This is a genomic window from Ornithinibacillus sp. FSL M8-0202 (assembly GCF_037975285.1).
Lineage (GTDB): Bacteria > Bacillota > Bacilli > Bacillales > Amphibacillaceae > Ornithinibacillus > Ornithinibacillus massiliensis.
This window is the reverse complement of sequence record NZ_CP150248.1, coordinates 1068115-1082416: the sequence shown is the minus strand read 5'-3', so window position 1 is coordinate 1082416 and position 14302 is coordinate 1068115. Positions and strand designations below refer to the sequence as shown.

The 14302-nt window shown below is 37.8% G+C and carries 15 protein-coding genes and 2 pseudogenes; 12 read left to right on the top strand and 5 right to left on the bottom strand.

Features of this window, described 5'->3' with window-relative positions; all coding sequences use genetic code 11:
- Nucleotides 1–81: 81 nt before the first annotated feature.
- Nucleotides 82–1089: a rod-share determining protein MreBH gene (gene mreBH / locus MKY78_RS05575; RefSeq protein WP_339216838.1), complete on the bottom strand. Its 1008-nt coding sequence runs from the start codon at nucleotides 1087–1089 to the stop codon at nucleotides 82–84.
- A 707-nt stretch (nucleotides 1090–1796) separates the two neighbouring features.
- Between mreBH and MKY78_RS05570 the strand changes: the two are divergent.
- From MKY78_RS05570 to MKY78_RS05560, 3 genes and pseudogenes are all read left to right on the top strand, one after another.
- Nucleotides 1797–2204: pseudogene (locus MKY78_RS05570) on the top strand (CAP domain-containing protein); the annotation flags it as partial.
- A 15-nt stretch (nucleotides 2205–2219) separates the two neighbouring features.
- Nucleotides 2220–2603: pseudogene (locus tag MKY78_RS05565) on the top strand (CAP domain-containing protein); the annotation flags it as partial.
- A 96-nt stretch (nucleotides 2604–2699) separates the two neighbouring features.
- On the top strand, nucleotides 2700–3200 hold the full coding sequence (locus MKY78_RS05560) for a hypothetical protein (RefSeq protein ID WP_339216837.1): 501 nt from the start codon (nucleotides 2700–2702) through the stop codon (nucleotides 3198–3200).
- 49 nt (nucleotides 3201–3249) lie between these two features.
- Here MKY78_RS05560 and MKY78_RS05555 read toward each other — a convergent pair whose 3' ends face one another.
- Nucleotides 3250–3810, bottom strand: a complete 561-nt coding sequence (locus MKY78_RS05555) for a maltose acetyltransferase domain-containing protein (protein WP_339216836.1) — start codon at nucleotides 3808–3810, stop codon at nucleotides 3250–3252.
- Between the two features lie 146 nt (nucleotides 3811–3956).
- Here MKY78_RS05555 and MKY78_RS05550 point away from each other — a divergent pair, with 146 nt between their 5' ends.
- The 3 genes from MKY78_RS05550 to MKY78_RS05540 all read left to right on the top strand — a co-directional run bounded on the left by MKY78_RS05550 (nucleotide 3957) and on the right by MKY78_RS05540 (nucleotide 6580).
- Nucleotides 3957–4721 carry a lysophospholipid acyltransferase family protein gene (locus tag MKY78_RS05550; protein WP_339216834.1) on the top strand — a complete coding sequence of 255 codons (765 nt, stop codon included), beginning with the start codon at nucleotides 3957–3959 and terminating at the stop codon, nucleotides 4719–4721.
- A 172-nt stretch (nucleotides 4722–4893) separates the two neighbouring features.
- Nucleotides 4894–5889 carry a glutaminase gene (locus MKY78_RS05545; RefSeq protein ID WP_339216833.1) on the top strand — a complete coding sequence of 332 codons (996 nt, stop codon included), beginning with the start codon at nucleotides 4894–4896 and terminating at the stop codon, nucleotides 5887–5889.
- Between the two features lie 22 nt (nucleotides 5890–5911).
- On the top strand, nucleotides 5912–6580 hold the full coding sequence (locus MKY78_RS05540) for an SOS response-associated peptidase (protein ID WP_339216831.1): 669 nt from the start codon (nucleotides 5912–5914) through the stop codon (nucleotides 6578–6580).
- Between the two features lie 74 nt (nucleotides 6581–6654).
- Here the strand turns inward: MKY78_RS05540 and MKY78_RS05535 are convergent, their stop codons facing one another.
- Together MKY78_RS05535 and MKY78_RS05530 are read right to left on the bottom strand one after the other, a co-directional pair.
- Complete coding sequence (locus MKY78_RS05535) at nucleotides 6655–8127, bottom strand: sodium:solute symporter family protein (protein WP_339216829.1); 1473 nt, start codon at nucleotides 8125–8127, stop codon at nucleotides 6655–6657.
- Between the two features lie 2 nt (nucleotides 8128–8129).
- A complete protein-coding gene (locus MKY78_RS05530) occupies nucleotides 8130–8303 on the bottom strand; it encodes a hypothetical protein (protein WP_339216827.1) in 174 nt (57 codons plus the stop codon).
- Nucleotides 8304–8510: 207 nt separating this feature from the next.
- On the opposite strand from MKY78_RS05530, the gene MKY78_RS05525 reads away from it, so the two are divergent.
- Nucleotides 8511–9053, top strand: coding sequence for a transcription repressor NadR (locus MKY78_RS05525; protein ID WP_339217840.1), 543 nt, complete (start codon nucleotides 8511–8513; stop codon nucleotides 9051–9053).
- A 65-nt stretch (nucleotides 9054–9118) separates the two neighbouring features.
- Here the strand turns inward: MKY78_RS05525 and MKY78_RS05520 are convergent, their stop codons facing one another.
- Nucleotides 9119–10462, bottom strand: coding sequence for a sodium:alanine symporter family protein (locus tag MKY78_RS05520; protein WP_339216825.1), 1344 nt, complete (start codon nucleotides 10460–10462; stop codon nucleotides 9119–9121).
- Between the two features lie 136 nt (nucleotides 10463–10598).
- On the opposite strand from MKY78_RS05520, the gene MKY78_RS05515 reads away from it, so the two are divergent.
- The 5 genes from MKY78_RS05515 to MKY78_RS05495 all read left to right on the top strand — a co-directional run bounded on the left by MKY78_RS05515 (nucleotide 10599) and on the right by MKY78_RS05495 (nucleotide 14274).
- The gene (locus tag MKY78_RS05515) at nucleotides 10599–11069 is read left to right on the top strand and encodes a low molecular weight protein-tyrosine-phosphatase (RefSeq protein ID WP_339216823.1); all 471 of its coding nucleotides are present in this window, start codon (nucleotides 10599–10601) and stop codon (nucleotides 11067–11069) included.
- A gap of 17 nt (nucleotides 11070–11086) precedes the next feature.
- A complete protein-coding gene (locus MKY78_RS05510) occupies nucleotides 11087–11380 on the top strand; it encodes a YtxH domain-containing protein (RefSeq protein ID WP_339216821.1) in 294 nt (97 codons plus the stop codon).
- A 77-nt stretch (nucleotides 11381–11457) separates the two neighbouring features.
- A complete protein-coding gene (locus tag MKY78_RS05505; RefSeq protein WP_339216819.1) occupies nucleotides 11458–12282 on the top strand; it encodes a YihY/virulence factor BrkB family protein in 825 nt (274 codons plus the stop codon).
- Nucleotides 12283–12706: 424 nt separating this feature from the next.
- The gene (locus MKY78_RS05500) at nucleotides 12707–13549 is read left to right on the top strand and encodes a transporter substrate-binding domain-containing protein (protein WP_339216817.1); all 843 of its coding nucleotides are present in this window, start codon (nucleotides 12707–12709) and stop codon (nucleotides 13547–13549) included.
- An 11-nt stretch (nucleotides 13550–13560) separates the two neighbouring features.
- Nucleotides 13561–14274, top strand: coding sequence for an amino acid ABC transporter permease (locus MKY78_RS05495; RefSeq protein WP_339216815.1), 714 nt, complete (start codon nucleotides 13561–13563; stop codon nucleotides 14272–14274).
- Nucleotides 14275–14302 lie beyond the last annotated feature (28 nt).

Sequence of the window (14302 nt, the reverse complement as noted above, 5' to 3'; positions counted from 1 at the left end):
ACATGCTCCCAAACCAAACCAAGATTAACTCATCCCTACCAAACTCCAAAATAAAACACGGGAGCATGTGCCCCCGCTTTATTACTTCGCAGCTTTTTCAAGCTTAGAGATCATTTTGATTGCTTTTCCGGTACCGATGGCCACGGATTCTAGTGGGTTTGGTGCAAGATGAACAGGTACAGATAGCTCATGTGCTAGCCATTCTTGCATGCCTTTTAGCAATGATCCTCCACCAGTAATGACAATACCGTGATCTACGATGTCACCACTTAATTCTGGTGGACAGTTTTCTAAAGTTACACGGATAGCTTGTAAAATTTGCTCTAGTGATTCGCTAATTGCTTCATAAACTTCTTTAGATGAAATAGAAATTGTTTTTGGTAACCCGGTTACCATATCACGACCACGAACATCTATAAATTCTTCTTTATGATTTTCGTGAGCGTAACCGATTTCCATTTTTACATTTTCAGCGGTACGTTCACCGATTAGAATATTGTATTTCTTGCGGATGTATTGGATAATCTCTTCATCCATTTTATCTCCACCAACACGCACAGAGCTAGAGGATACAACTCCACCAAGAGAGATGATTCCGATTTCAGCAGTACCACCACCGATATCTACGATTACGTTTGCAATTGGTTCATCAACTGGTAAATCTGATCCAATAGCAGCAGCTACAGGCTCTTCTATTAAATGAACTTGCTTCGCACCATAGCTAGTTACTGCATTATGAATAGCTCTTCTTTCCACAGTTGTACTACCAGATGGTGTACATACCACTACGTTTGGTTTACGCATAGACATGCCTAGCTTCTTGCTTACTTTCTTTAAGAAAGCCTTTAACATTTGAGCCGTAACATCGTAGTCAGCAATAACGCCGTCTTTTAGTGGGCGAATTGGTACGATATTTCTTGGTGTTTTACCGATCATTTCTTTTGCTTCCGTACCAACAGCTACGACTTGCTTTGTATTTATATCAATTGCCACAACTGATGGCTCGTTTAAGATAATGCCTTTATTTTTAGCATAGATAAGTATATTAGCAGTACCTAAATCAATTCCGATTTCTGCATTAGAAAACATAATTAGTTCCTCCATTGATGACGATTAGTCTTACTATATAATATAATCTTCTATTTCGACAAATAAATTATGGGTGTTAATAGACATGTTTTTAGTATCTACAAACTCTCTTACATTATCAAGAATAATTAGTTCGATATCCATTACCACAATATATTAGTGTCACTATATAAAAATAAGACAAAATAGGAGTAAATACAAGTTTCATTTCCTTTACATTTTTTGTCGAATGTAATAAAACTGGAAATTTCAAGAACGACAGGATGTGAGATAATAAACTCAGAACGTGTCGAAACGGGAAATGATAATGAAAAGGGGAGCTAATTATGAAAGGGAAAACAGTACATATAGGGTTACTCGTCCTGACATGTATATTATTTATTATGCCAAAATTAGTCGATGCTGAAGATACAGAAATCTATCGCTATTACTTCAAGGAGGGCACCTTCTATAAGCATACGGCTTCCTCATTACATGAATATTTCCAACTAAATAGAGGCGAACAAGGAAAAAGAATAGCAAATATAGACTGGAAAGAATTGAATAACCTAACACTTGCATGGAGAGCGGAAAAGGAAGAGGTAAAACAAGAGGCAAAGCATACGAAAATAAAGCAAGGTTCCCAGCAAAAAGAACAACAAGCAGCACCTCCTACCCAAGGCCCCGCGACGAAGGATAAGGTGGAAAAACCGACAGAGAAACAGCCAGAAGAAAAAACTGACCAAACTACTAAGATAAGTCAAAGGGAGTTTGAACAAGAGGTTATTCGACTGACCAATATAGAGCGAGAAAGAGCCGGGCTTGCTCCTCTTCAGCTAGATAATCAGTTGTCGGAGGTAGCACGAAGAAAATCGGTGGATATGGCAACAGAAAATTATTTTTCTCATGAAAGTCCAACCTATGGTTCCCCATTCGACATGATCGAAAGTTTTGGAATCACGTATTATTCAGCAGGAGAAAATATCGCGAAGGGGCAAACCTCACCACAAGAAGTAGTCCAGGCCTGGATGGATAGTAAAGGGCATCGGCAAAATATTCTTCACCCTGATTTTACTCACATTGGAGTGGGCTTTACGCAAGAGGGCTATCATTGGACACAGCAATTTATAAAAAAATTAGATCAATCAGTTAACGAGTCTACCTATGAACAACAAGTCGTGGACCTAACCAATCAAGAAAGGGAAAAGCACGGTCTAGCACCGTTATCAGTAGATACCAAGCTGGGGGAGGTTGCTAGAGCTAAGTCGAAGGATATGGCGGAAAAGGATTACTTTGATCATACAAGTCCTACCTATGGTTCCCCATTTGATATGATGGATCAATATGGCGTATCGTATCAAATAGCTGGTGAGAACATTGCTAGAGGGCAATTTACCCCAGAAGAAGTCGTAGAAGCGTGGATGAATAGTGAAGGGCATCGAGAGAATATTTTAAATCCCGATTTCACCCATATCGGCGTTGGGTTTGTAAAAGAAGCTATCCTTTGGACGCAACAGTTTATCAAGAAAAAATAAGCGGACAGTGAAAACGAACTGTTCGTTTTCTTGTTATTAAATTCTGAATTTTATGTTAAAATGAAGGAGGGAAGGATAAGAAAGAGAGGTCAAACAATGAAAAAGAACATTGCTATTGTTGTTTTAGCCATATTTAGTTTAATATTGCTTCAGTTTACTGGACAATTGTATCAAGATACGAGAGTGTATAAAAGTGAAATCGCTTCTTATTACGAAAGATTGGTAACAGATACTCGCAGGCTAGTTAGCCGAATTAATAACACTAATATGGAAGAAGCTACTAAAACAGAAGACGGAAAAAAGCTACTAAATAATTACCGTGAGCAAATATTAAATAGTTCATTTCGATTTATGAACCTGCAAAATGAATTATATATAATTGGCGAAATGCTCTATGACATCGGACAATTATTACATGAAGCGGCGGAAGATTCTGTATCAGCTAAAGAAGTAGAAGAATTTGAAAAACAGTTGGAAATGGTTACTTTAATCATAATTGATCTTCAAAATCACCCGGATTTTCCTTCTTATGAGCTGTTTACAGAGAGTAACCATGAACTCAACGAAAAAATAGAACAGCGTCTGACCGAAGAATAGGACGAAATAAAAAGGAAGGTACGCATCGTCTACGCACCTAGCTTTTTACCTATTGCACAATCTCTTTAATTATCCTTGCCGGGTTGCCACCTACGACAACATTGTCAGGTACATCCTTCGTTACCACAGACCCCGATGCAACGACGACATTATTACCGATTGTAACCCCTGGATTAATTACAGATCTTCCACCAATCCAAACGTTATGACCAATCCTAACGGGCTTACCAAATTCTGCTCCTGAGATGCGCTCCTGGGCATTTAAAGGGTGGGTTGCGGTATAAATATGAACCCCCGGCGCAACGAAACAATTATCTCCGATTCGAATCTCACATACATCTAAAAACACACAATCAAAATTAGCATAGAAATTCTCACCAACATGAATATTATATCCATAGTCACATTTGAAGGTTGGTTCTATGTAAATATTGTTACCTGTTGAACCGAATAATTCCTTTAATAATGTTTTACGTTTTTCATTATCTGTTTCTAATGTTTCGTTATACAATCTTGTTAAACTTCTTGCATGTATCCTTTCCTTTACTAGTTCTGGATCTCCAGCAAGATACAATTCCCCGAGTAACATTTTTTCTTTTTCGGTTTTCATTTGATTCACTCCTTTTTATTAATAATTGCTTAGTTATAGCATACACCTTTTATTGGATAACTTCTAAGGGTAACTGTTACATTTATATTACTTGAACATAGACGGTTTCAACGTATAATAAAACATGTATAAATAGGAGGAATCATATGATGTTATTTTCTATACGAATCTATACCTATGCAATTATCTTAGTTATAGGCAGTCTTTTTAATTTACAAAAGGCAAAAAAATTATACCGAAAAACAAGTACGGAAGAGATTCGAGAAGAAATATTTCATACGCCTAAAACAGTTTCACAAAAAGTCATTAAGGCTACAGGCACGAATGTTTTGTTAACTGGTAGTGAAAAAATCCCTGATGGCCCTGTTTTGTATGTAGCAAATCACCAAGGGTTGTTTGATATTTTAGCTTTTTTAGGGCATTTAGATAAACCTATAGGCTTTATTGCGAAGAAAGAAATTAACAAGCTACCAATTATTAGAACATGGATGGGTTTGTTAAACTGTGTATTTATCGATCGGGAAGATCGACGGCAATCCATGAAGGCAATTAATCAAGGAATCGAAAACTTGAAAAATGGTCACTCCCTCGTTATTTTTCCAGAGGGAACTAGGAGTAGAGGGAATAAACTAAATGAGTTTAAACCAGGTAGTTTACGACTTGCGACAAAGGCAAATGTTCCAATTGTCCCTGTGACAATTAATGGCACCTATAAGATGCTTGAGGAAGGAAATGGTCGTGTACAGGGTTCTTCGATTACGATGACCATCCATGATGCAATCTTTCCAGAAGAATATGCATCCCTGAAAAGTGCTGATCTGGCAGAACATTTACAACACATAGTTGAAAGTGCTTTGCCATATAAAGCGGAAAGAGAAAAGGAAGTAAAAGTTGCCATTACTACTCAATAGTATAGAAAATTATCTCGACAGTGTGGTTGTGAATGCCACACTGTTTTTTTACCTTCACAAATGGTTATTTGCGATAAATTTATCCTTTCATGGCAAGAAAATTCTCAATATCTAATCGATAACGTTACATACTAGGGGTAGTAACTTATTTTGTTAATTTGAGGTGAAACAAATGGTTCAGGGTACTGTTAATTGGAATACACAGTTAGATGAAAAGTGGTTGCAGAATTATGTAGATGATTGGGTAACGTTTTACCGTAAAGCTACGAAAGAAGGGGAAGTTGCATCTTATATTCCTATCTTAGCCAATGCAAATCCTTGCCATCTTGGCATAGCAATCCATGGAAAAAACGGCCTGAAGATTTGCTCAGGTGATGTTGATATATCCTTTACGATACAAAGTATTTCAAAAGTAATTAGTTTTATAGCAGCTTGCATGGAAAAAGGGGTTAGCTATGTATTAGACAGGGTAGATGTCGAACCGACAGGACAGGCGTTTAACTCCATTATGCATTTGGAAATGAAAAGTCCGAATAAGCCGTTTAATCCTTTCGTCAATGCCGGTGCAATAACCGTAACATCGATGCTTAAAGGGGATACACCTAAGGAAAAGCTCGAGCCAATACTTGCATTACTTGAACGAATGATTGGTTATCGTCCTATGGTTAATCAGGAGGTTTATCAATCGGAACATGAGACATCGGCACGAAACCGAGCAATAGGATATTATTTGTTGGAAACAGGATTTTTGGAATCGGACCTAGAAGTAACATTAGAGACATATTTTCAACAATGTTCCATTGAAGCAACGGTTGAAGATTTAGCGCGAATTGGGTTAATTTTAGCAAATGATGGAGAAGATCCTAACAATGACGAAGAAGTTATCCCACGTCAAATAGCTAGAATTACGAAAGCATTAATGCTTACTTGTGGGATGTACGATGCCTCTGGAAAATTTGCTACCTATGTTGGTATTCCCGCGAAAAGTGGTGTATCAGGAGGGATTGTTGCCTTAGCACCACCCCGCGTAAGAAGTTCTGAATTACCTTTTATTGAAGGATGCGGAATCGGTGTTTACGGACCTGCCCTAGAAAGCAGAGGAAATAGTATTGCGGGGATGAAGCTTTTAAAACATATTGCATCTCAATGGGATTTAAGTATTTTTTAACTTGTTCAAAGGGGGGCTTTATATGTGTGGAAGGTACACACTTTTAGCAGATGAACTGGAGATATTGGAGGAGTTCGAGCTAGAGCATGAGATTGTAAATTACCATCCAAGTTATAATATTGCACCAGGGCAAAATGTGCTTGCTATTATTCATGATGGTAAGCAAAAACGTGCAGGTTATCTACGTTGGGGACTAGTGCCGTCCTGGGCAAAGGATGAGAAAATAGGGTATAACATGATTAATGCTAGAAGTGAGTCGGCCCATGAAAAGCCTAGCTTTAAGAAGCTACTGTCCCGCAAACGGTGCATAATTATAGCGGATAGCTTCTATGAGTGGAAGAAGACAGAGAATGGAAAACAAGCAAAACGCATTCAGTTAGCAAATCGTAAGCTATTTGCATTCGCAGGGCTATGGGATAAATGGTCCCAACATGATAAACGTTTATTTACCTGTACAATCCTAACGCGTGAAGCGAATCCATTTATGAAGGATATACATGATCGTATGCCAATTATTCTACCAAAGAGCAAAGAAAATCAGTGGATTGCACCAGAAGAAATGTCCCCATTAGAAGCTAGAGAGTTCATCTTTCATTTAGAACCCGAAGAACTTAAAGCTTATAATGTGTCGAACTATGTTAATACTGCGAAAAATAATGATGAAAGCTGCATTACACCAGTTGCGGATTAGGTGGTGAGTAGTTGAAATAATGGCTAAAAGAGACCGTGATGGGTCACAGTCTCTTGTTGTTAATAACTTTTATTCTATACTTTCTTTGTTTTTCGATATTCCCTCATCAAATTAACAAACTCATGTGCTTTTGCTTCTGGTGGTCTTGTTACTAAGCTGACACCAATAAATAGTGCAGATGAAATAATTAGCCCCCATATTCCGGAACCTAGGCCAAGCGGTTTCGTACCAGTAGCTTCTAGATAAAGTACTAAAAGCGCTGTTACGATTACACTAACGATAACTCCTAAGGAAGTTCCACGCTTCCAGAAAAATGTTCCGACAATAGCTGGAACACCAACGATTAACCCAGATGAAGCAGCAACAGACAAGACGGCGATTAAATCTAACTCCAGTTCTGCAAAAGCATAGGCTAATATAGCGATTACAGGAATAATAATTTTACCGACTTTTAATTGCTTTCGATCGTCTGGACGACTTTTCATGTTCCCATAGACATCTCGAGCAAACATAGAAGATAGGGTAAGCATGATAGAATCAATGGTGGATACCGCTGCAGCTAAAATTCCAACCATTACGATTACACCTAATAGTGGTGGAACGGCATCAGATGATAACAGACTAGGAGTTGCTAGGTCTGCCTTTTCTAAGTCTGGGAAAAGCTGTAACGCTGAAAATCCCCACATTACCGATACAAAAGTATAGATTAATCCGAATACAAGAAATCCAATTAACATTTGTCTTAAGCCTTTGAAGGAATTTGGCATGAAAAGACGTTGGCTAACCTGTGGATTTGAAATACTAAAGAAAAACCATGGTATGGTTAATCCCAAGAAAGTTAAAATGTTAAAATAGCCATTTCCTGGTACAGCTAACATTTCTGGTTGTGTTGTTTGTAAATTATCGAAAAACTGTCCAAATCCGCCAAGCGAATTGACGATTAAGATTACCACAATGGTAGATGTAATAATCATAAATATTGCTTGAAGGGAGTCGGTCCAAACTACTGAACGAATCCCAGCAGCATAAGAGAAGAACAGAGCGAGCACGATAGCGATGATAACCCCGGTAGAAAAAGAAATCGAGCCACCTGTCATCCCTTGTAATAAATATCCAACACCGGCCAATTGTACGGCGCTATATGGAATTAGGAATAGACAACTCATGAGTGCAATCACTATTGCAGCGGACTTACTTTGATACCGATCCCCAATCATTTCCGATGGTGTTAGATACCCATTTTTCTTTCCAGCTAACCAGAATCTCGGTCCAAAGATTAAAATTAGCGAAACACCTATAAAGTAAATTATTTCAAAACCAAGTGCACCGACCCCACCCTGATAAGTAAGCCCAGCTAGTCCAACCATCATAAAGGCACTGTAAGTCGTAGCACTATAACTAAGTGCGGATAGTATACCATTCATTTTACGATTCCCAATAAAGTAACCTGACATTCCAGGGATATTTCCCTTTCTAGATAATAATGCAATCGTGGATGCGATGATAATATAGATAATAATTCCCCAAATGACAAAACTAGTATTCAATTCTATTCACTCCAATCCCTTGTCAGCATGATGTTTGCAATAATAATAACAACGCCTGTTATACCCCAGAACAAAAAGCTACCGGTCCAAGATTGAACATCCGATAGCACGGTGTACGGAATAATATAAGCTGAGAGAATGGTTATAATGATGATGATTCCCCAAATACGTTTCATTTGTATGCTCCTTCATTTCATAATTTAATAGATTCAATCAAAACTTTACAGGTGTCTTTACACATATATTTACACATGTAATGTAAAAAATCAATCATAATTTAAAAATGACATATTAGTCTGTTACGAATAGGTAAGGTATAATAAGAGAAAATCGTGTAACGTTAGTGTGTATAATAAGTGAAAAAGTATGCGGAGGTTGTACCAATGACGGGAGAAGCGAAAAAAATTCTAGGGGAAAAAAGAAGAAATTTAATTTTAACTTGGTTAAAGGACGAGCGTGAGCCTATTACAGGGAAAGAGCTATCAGAGCGTTCCAATGTAAGCCGTCAAGTCATTGTACAAGATATATCTCTTTTAAAAGCAACAGGTGAGCCGATTATGGCTACCGCTAGAGGTTATGTTTATTTACGTGATAATCATGAGAACGAACGAGCAACTCGTGTCATCGTTGTGAAGCATACAGCAGAACAAACAGCTGAGGAGCTTTACACATTAGTAGATCATGGAGTTACCGTAAGAAATGTAATGGTGGAACACCCAATATACGGTGATATAACAGGCTCCTTAATGATTAAAAATCGTAAGGAAGCGGATGCTTTTTTAGAGGAATTAAAGCATACAGGGGCATCGTTACTTTCTAGGCTTACAGAAGGTGTACATCTACACGAGATTGAAGCGGAGAGAGAAGAACAGTTAGATCAAGCCTGTGAGGCATTACGGATGTTAGGGTATTTATTAGAGGATTAACAAATATATTTTAGAAAATAAAAAGGACAATGAACCCTTTAATAAGGGAATTGTCCTTTTAAACATTAAGCTCGTTCTTGTTCCTTCTCTTTTCTCGCAACCTCTAGGAACCTCTTCGTTTCATAAACGACCACACCAGATAGTCCTAATAACCCAATTAAGTTTGGAATTGCCATTAGGGCATTCATCGTGTCCGAAATATTCCAAACTAGATCCAACGATTGAACTGCACCCCAGAAAATAGCTAATACAAATATGATACGGTAAATCGGAACAGCACGATCATTGAATAAATAGGCAATACATTTCTCACCATAGTATGACCATCCAACCATTGTGGAAAAGGCAAATAATACAATGCCAATGGTGACAATATAGCCACCCCAGTCACCTAAGAACGCTGTGAAGGATGCTTGGGTTAGAGGGCCTCCAGATAAGCCACTACCGGCAAGATCTGCCATTACAATGGTAATTCCAGTAATGGAACATACGATAATCGTGTCAATAAATACTTGTGTCATGGATACTAGAGCTTGCCTACCTGGGTAGTCTGTTCTAGCAGCCGCAGCCGCAATTGGTGCAGAACCTAGACCGGCTTCATTGGAGAATACTCCACGAGCTACACCATAGCGAATAACCGAACCAAGCAAGCCACCGCCTACAGCACTCGCTGTAAATGCATCCGTGAAAATTAGGCTAATTGCCGCTGGTACCAAATCAAAGTTAAACACAATTATAGCAAGTCCACCAAGTACATAGAATAAAGCCATAATAGGAACAAAGAAAGCCGTTACCTTTCCGATACTCTTAATTCCACCAATGATGACGAGGCCAGCTAATACGGTTAGGGTTAGCCCAGTAACCCAAGTCGGTACATTAAAAGAACTGCTTAATGCATCAGAAACTGAGTTAGACTGAACCATATTTCCGATACCAAATGCTGCACAAGCACCGAAAATGGCAAAAAGAACGCCAAGCCACTTCGCATTTAAACCTCTTTCTAAGTAGTACATCGGTCCCCCAGACATTTCACCTTTACTGTTTTCGACTCGATATTTAACCGCCAGTATAGCTTCAGCATATTTTGTTGCCATACCAAAAAATGCTGTAAGCCACATCCAAAACACAGCACCAGGACCTCCTAAAACAACAGCCGTTGCTACGCCAACGATATTTCCAGTACCAATGGTTGCTGCCATAGCTGTTGTTAAGGCTTGAAAATGGCTAATATCACCTTTTGATTTTTTATCCTGTTTACTTGGGCTAAACGCTAGACGTAAGGCATAGGGAAGTGTGCGAAACTGTAGAAATCCAAGACGCAATGTTAGGTAAATACCAGTTCCCACAATAAGAATTAATGTTGGTGGTCCCCAGACAAAGTCATTAATACTACTAATTATTTCTTCCATATGACCCCTCCTTTTCTTATTTATTATAGATATAATATTTAGAACATTCAATGATTATTACGAGTTTCCTCTATCATATCACTTAAAACTTATGGCGATATTGATTATAATAGATACGAAAGGTGGATACGTCAATATGATTAAAGTTTTATTTGTATGTCTTGGTAATATATGTCGCTCTCCAATGGCTGAGGCAGTGTTTCGTCATTTAGTAGAGAAGAAAGGATTATCAGAACAGATTAGTGTTGATTCAGGTGGTATAGGCAGTTGGCATATTGGTAAAGCTCCCCATGCTGGGACTAGAAAAATACTAGATGAGCAGAATATTTCTTATGCTGGGATGAAAGCGAGACAAGTATCTGAAAAAGATTGGCATGATTTTAATTATATTATTGCGATGGATGACCAAAATATAAATGATTTGCAAAAAATTAATTCTAAAACTGAACATGTTGTCGTTGCTAAGTTAATGGATTTCGTGACGGAGCCAAAAGAACGAGAGGTTCCAGATCCATATTATACGGGAAATTTTGATTACACATATGAATTGGTTTCAGAGGGGTGTACCCATTTACTTTCGTATATACAGAAGAAACACAACATATAAAAAAGGAGAGATATCAATTGGGTAAAAAAAGACTGATTTCAAGTATTGCTATTGGTGCGGCTATAGGTGGCATTGTAGCACTTTTCGATTGGGATACAAGGAATTATGCAAAGCATAAATTAGCCAATGTAAAAGATAAATCTGTCGATATCATGAGAAATCCAGCTCTATCGGTTCATAATGCGAAAGTAGCAATGGAAGAATTTAGTGAGAGCTTCGCATATCAGGCTGAAAACGCAGTTAATGCATTAGAACAAGTAGAAAATACATTAGTCAAAGTAACCTCCAAACCTAAACAAATAGAAGGTTAAATACTATTTGAATACAGATAAGTATGAATCGGGGACATAGCTGACCCCTGTTCTTTTCTAATGTGGGAGGTTAAAGCTTGGATCAAACGATAACCTTTATAAAAAAGCTAATTGGACGAATTCTAGAAGTAGAAGCATTTGGTCTAGCCGCACAATTAGCTTATTTTTTTCTTTTATCCTTATTTCCTTTACTCGTTGTTCTTATAACATTAGTAGGTTACCTTCCAATCGATACTAGCGTTTTGATTAGGATATTATCCTCTGTAGCACCACCAGATTCCATGCAATTAATCGAGACAAATGTGGAACAGCTTGTTTCACAACAAAATGGACACTTATTATCGATTGGGATTATTGGTACATTATGGGTTGCTTCGAACGGAATCAATGCCATTATGCGTGTATTTAACCGTTCCTACGAGGTGGAAGAAGATCGGTTTTTCCTTATCTCAAGATTAATTGCGATTGTTCTTACAATCGCAATGATCGGTGTTATTGTAATTGCTATTCTGTTACCAGTTCTTGGTCGAATGATTGGAGTCTATTTATTTTCTTTCTTTGGATTATCAGAGGACTTTCTTACGGTTTGGGAAATGCTGCGTTGGGTTGTAACGTCAGTCGTATTCTTTATTGTGTTTCTCTTTTTATATAAGTTTGCGCCGAATATAAAGGTATATTTTCGAGATGCTTTTTGGGGAGCACTATTTGCTACGATAGCCTGGCAGCTGTCATCCTACGCATTTTCCTATTATGTTTCCAATCTTGGAAATTACTCCACGACTTATGGAAGTTTGGGAGCAGTTATAACATTAATGATATGGTTTTATTTATCTGCCTTTATTGTCATTATTGGTGGAATACTGAATGCAACCATAAGCAAAATGAAGCATGGGGACTACTAGTTAGTCCTCATGCTTCATTATTAAGCTCTTTATTTTGGATGGTTTCTGTAATTCCCTCTTTTGCCTTTGCATACCGACCAATAGCAAAAGCATTGAGATAAATAGGACGAACCAATTATAGAATAATTGGCTCTCTAATAACCAAATGAAAAGGATAATAAAGCCACTGAACAAAGCCGCAATAAACTCAAGATGAGGTACTGCTTTTTTAACCAATTTGTGGGTTGGTTCGTTGCATTATATCGGATCTCCATTCCGTCATATCCCTCCTATTATAAAGATCCTCAGAATATGTGTTACTGCTAAATGTGTTGAAAAGACCATAACAGTTTATTTCCTAATTTAAATAATTTGAACGCTTACAATAATATCTGTTATAATCAAAAAGATTATTAAAATATAACAGACCAAAGGGGGCTTTAAGGTGAAGAAAATTTACCTTGTGTTAATTGTATTAAGCATAGTATTTCTTCTCGCAGCGTGTGGAGGAAAAGAAAATGATCAAGTAGAGGATGCCATCTGGGAGCATATCCAAGAATCTGGCGAGATTGTAGTTGGAACTGCGGGAACATTGTATCCGGCTTCGTATTATCCTGAAGGATCTGATGAACTAACGGGGTATGATGTAGAGGTTTCTCGAGAGATCGCCAAGCGTCTAGGTGTGGATATTAAATTTGAAACGATGGCTTTTGATGCAATGTTATCTGCATTGCAAAGTGGTCGTGTAGATATTATTCAAGCAGGACCAAGAGAAGCAAGTCGTGAAAAATTCGCTTTCTCAGAACCGATTAAATATTCATTTTCGACAATGATTGTTCGTGCCGATGATCTATCTGGCATTCAAACATTGGAAGACTTAGAAGGTAAAAAAGCTGGCGGAGCAGCAACTACAGTATATAGTGATATCGCTAGAAAATATGGTGCAGAAGTAATCACTTATGGAAACGTAACGAATGATGCGTATTTACGTGACGTTCATAACGGGCGTACAGACGTAGTAATTAACGATTACTATCTTCAAGCTTTAGCCATTCAAGCATTTCCAGAATTTAATATTACCTTACATCCTGACCTTCGTTTCCATCCAACAACAAATAATGTCGTAATGGAAAAGGAAGCAACGGTATTATTAGATAAGGTAAATGAAGTTATTGCTGAGATGAAAGAGGATGGTACATTAACGAAGATTTCAGAAGAATTCTTTGGTGGGCTAGATGTATCGAAAGAGACGGAAGAGGAAGTTATTGAAATCGAAGGAATCGAATAATAGGTGATGAAATGTTTGAAATTGATAGAGTTCAATTAGATAAATTATTTGATCCAAAGCTTGCATGGGATAGCTTGCCGTTTTTGTTAGAAGGGGTACCAATGACCATTTCACTTGCTTTAATCGGAATGGGTATTGGTCTGATATTAGGATTTTTTATTTCACTAGCAAGAAGTTCAACAAATTTTATCCTTCGTTGGCCATCAAGGATATATATTTCGTTTATGCGAAGCACACCAATTATCGTGTTTCTATTCTTGATCTATTATGGGTTACCGATCATGGGAATCAAATTAACCGCCTTTGTTGCTGCATCGATTGCGTTTGGGTTAAATAGTGCCGGATATATTGCAGAAATCTATCGAGCAGCACTATCTAGTGTGGATAAAGGACAATGGGAAGCGGCTAAGGCATTAAACATACCGTATTGGAAGGCAATGCGATTAATTATCTTGCCGCAAGCCATTCGTATCGCCATTCCACCTTTAGCTAATGTATTTTTAAGTGTGATGTTAGGAACTTCACTGGCCGCTATTATTACGGTGCCAGAGCTATTCCAAAAATCACAAATAGTCGCTGGACGTACCTTTGATGCGATGACCATGTATATTATGGTTGCTTTCGTCTATTGGCCGATTGGAATTGCTATATCTTATTTACAAGATAGATTAGAAGCAAGGTATGGCAAGTATGTGGATATTAAAGCAAATCGAGCGATAAATTAAGAGCACATTAGATGTAAATAAAACACTC

Excerpts from the sequence above, each read along its gene's own strand:
- MKY78_RS05540 (WP_339216831.1), top strand. The coding sequence starts at position 5,912 with ATGTGTGGAAGGTACACACTTTTAGCAGATGAACTGGAGATATTGGAG.
- MKY78_RS05515 (WP_339216823.1), top strand. The coding sequence starts at position 10,599 with ATGATTAAAGTTTTATTTGTATGTCTTGGTAATATATGTCGCTCTCCA.
- MKY78_RS05545 (WP_339216833.1), top strand. The coding sequence starts at position 4,894 with ATGGTTCAGGGTACTGTTAATTGGAATACACAGTTAGATGAAAAGTGG.
- MKY78_RS05555 (WP_339216836.1), bottom strand. The coding sequence starts at position 3,810 with ATGAAAACCGAAAAAGAAAAAATGTTACTCGGGGAATTGTATCTTGCT.
- MKY78_RS05550 (WP_339216834.1), top strand. The coding sequence starts at position 3,957 with ATGATGTTATTTTCTATACGAATCTATACCTATGCAATTATCTTAGTT.
- MKY78_RS05560 (WP_339216837.1), top strand. The coding sequence starts at position 2,700 with ATGAAAAAGAACATTGCTATTGTTGTTTTAGCCATATTTAGTTTAATA.
- MKY78_RS05530 (WP_339216827.1), bottom strand. The coding sequence starts at position 8,303 with ATGAAACGTATTTGGGGAATCATCATCATTATAACCATTCTCTCAGCT.
- mreBH (WP_339216838.1), bottom strand. The coding sequence starts at position 1,089 with ATGTTTTCTAATGCAGAAATCGGAATTGATTTAGGTACTGCTAATATA.
- MKY78_RS05525 (WP_339217840.1), top strand. The coding sequence starts at position 8,511 with ATGACGGGAGAAGCGAAAAAAATTCTAGGGGAAAAAAGAAGAAATTTA.
- MKY78_RS05520 (WP_339216825.1), bottom strand. The coding sequence starts at position 10,462 with ATGGAAGAAATAATTAGTAGTATTAATGACTTTGTCTGGGGACCACCA.
- MKY78_RS05495 (WP_339216815.1), top strand. The coding sequence starts at position 13,561 with ATGTTTGAAATTGATAGAGTTCAATTAGATAAATTATTTGATCCAAAG.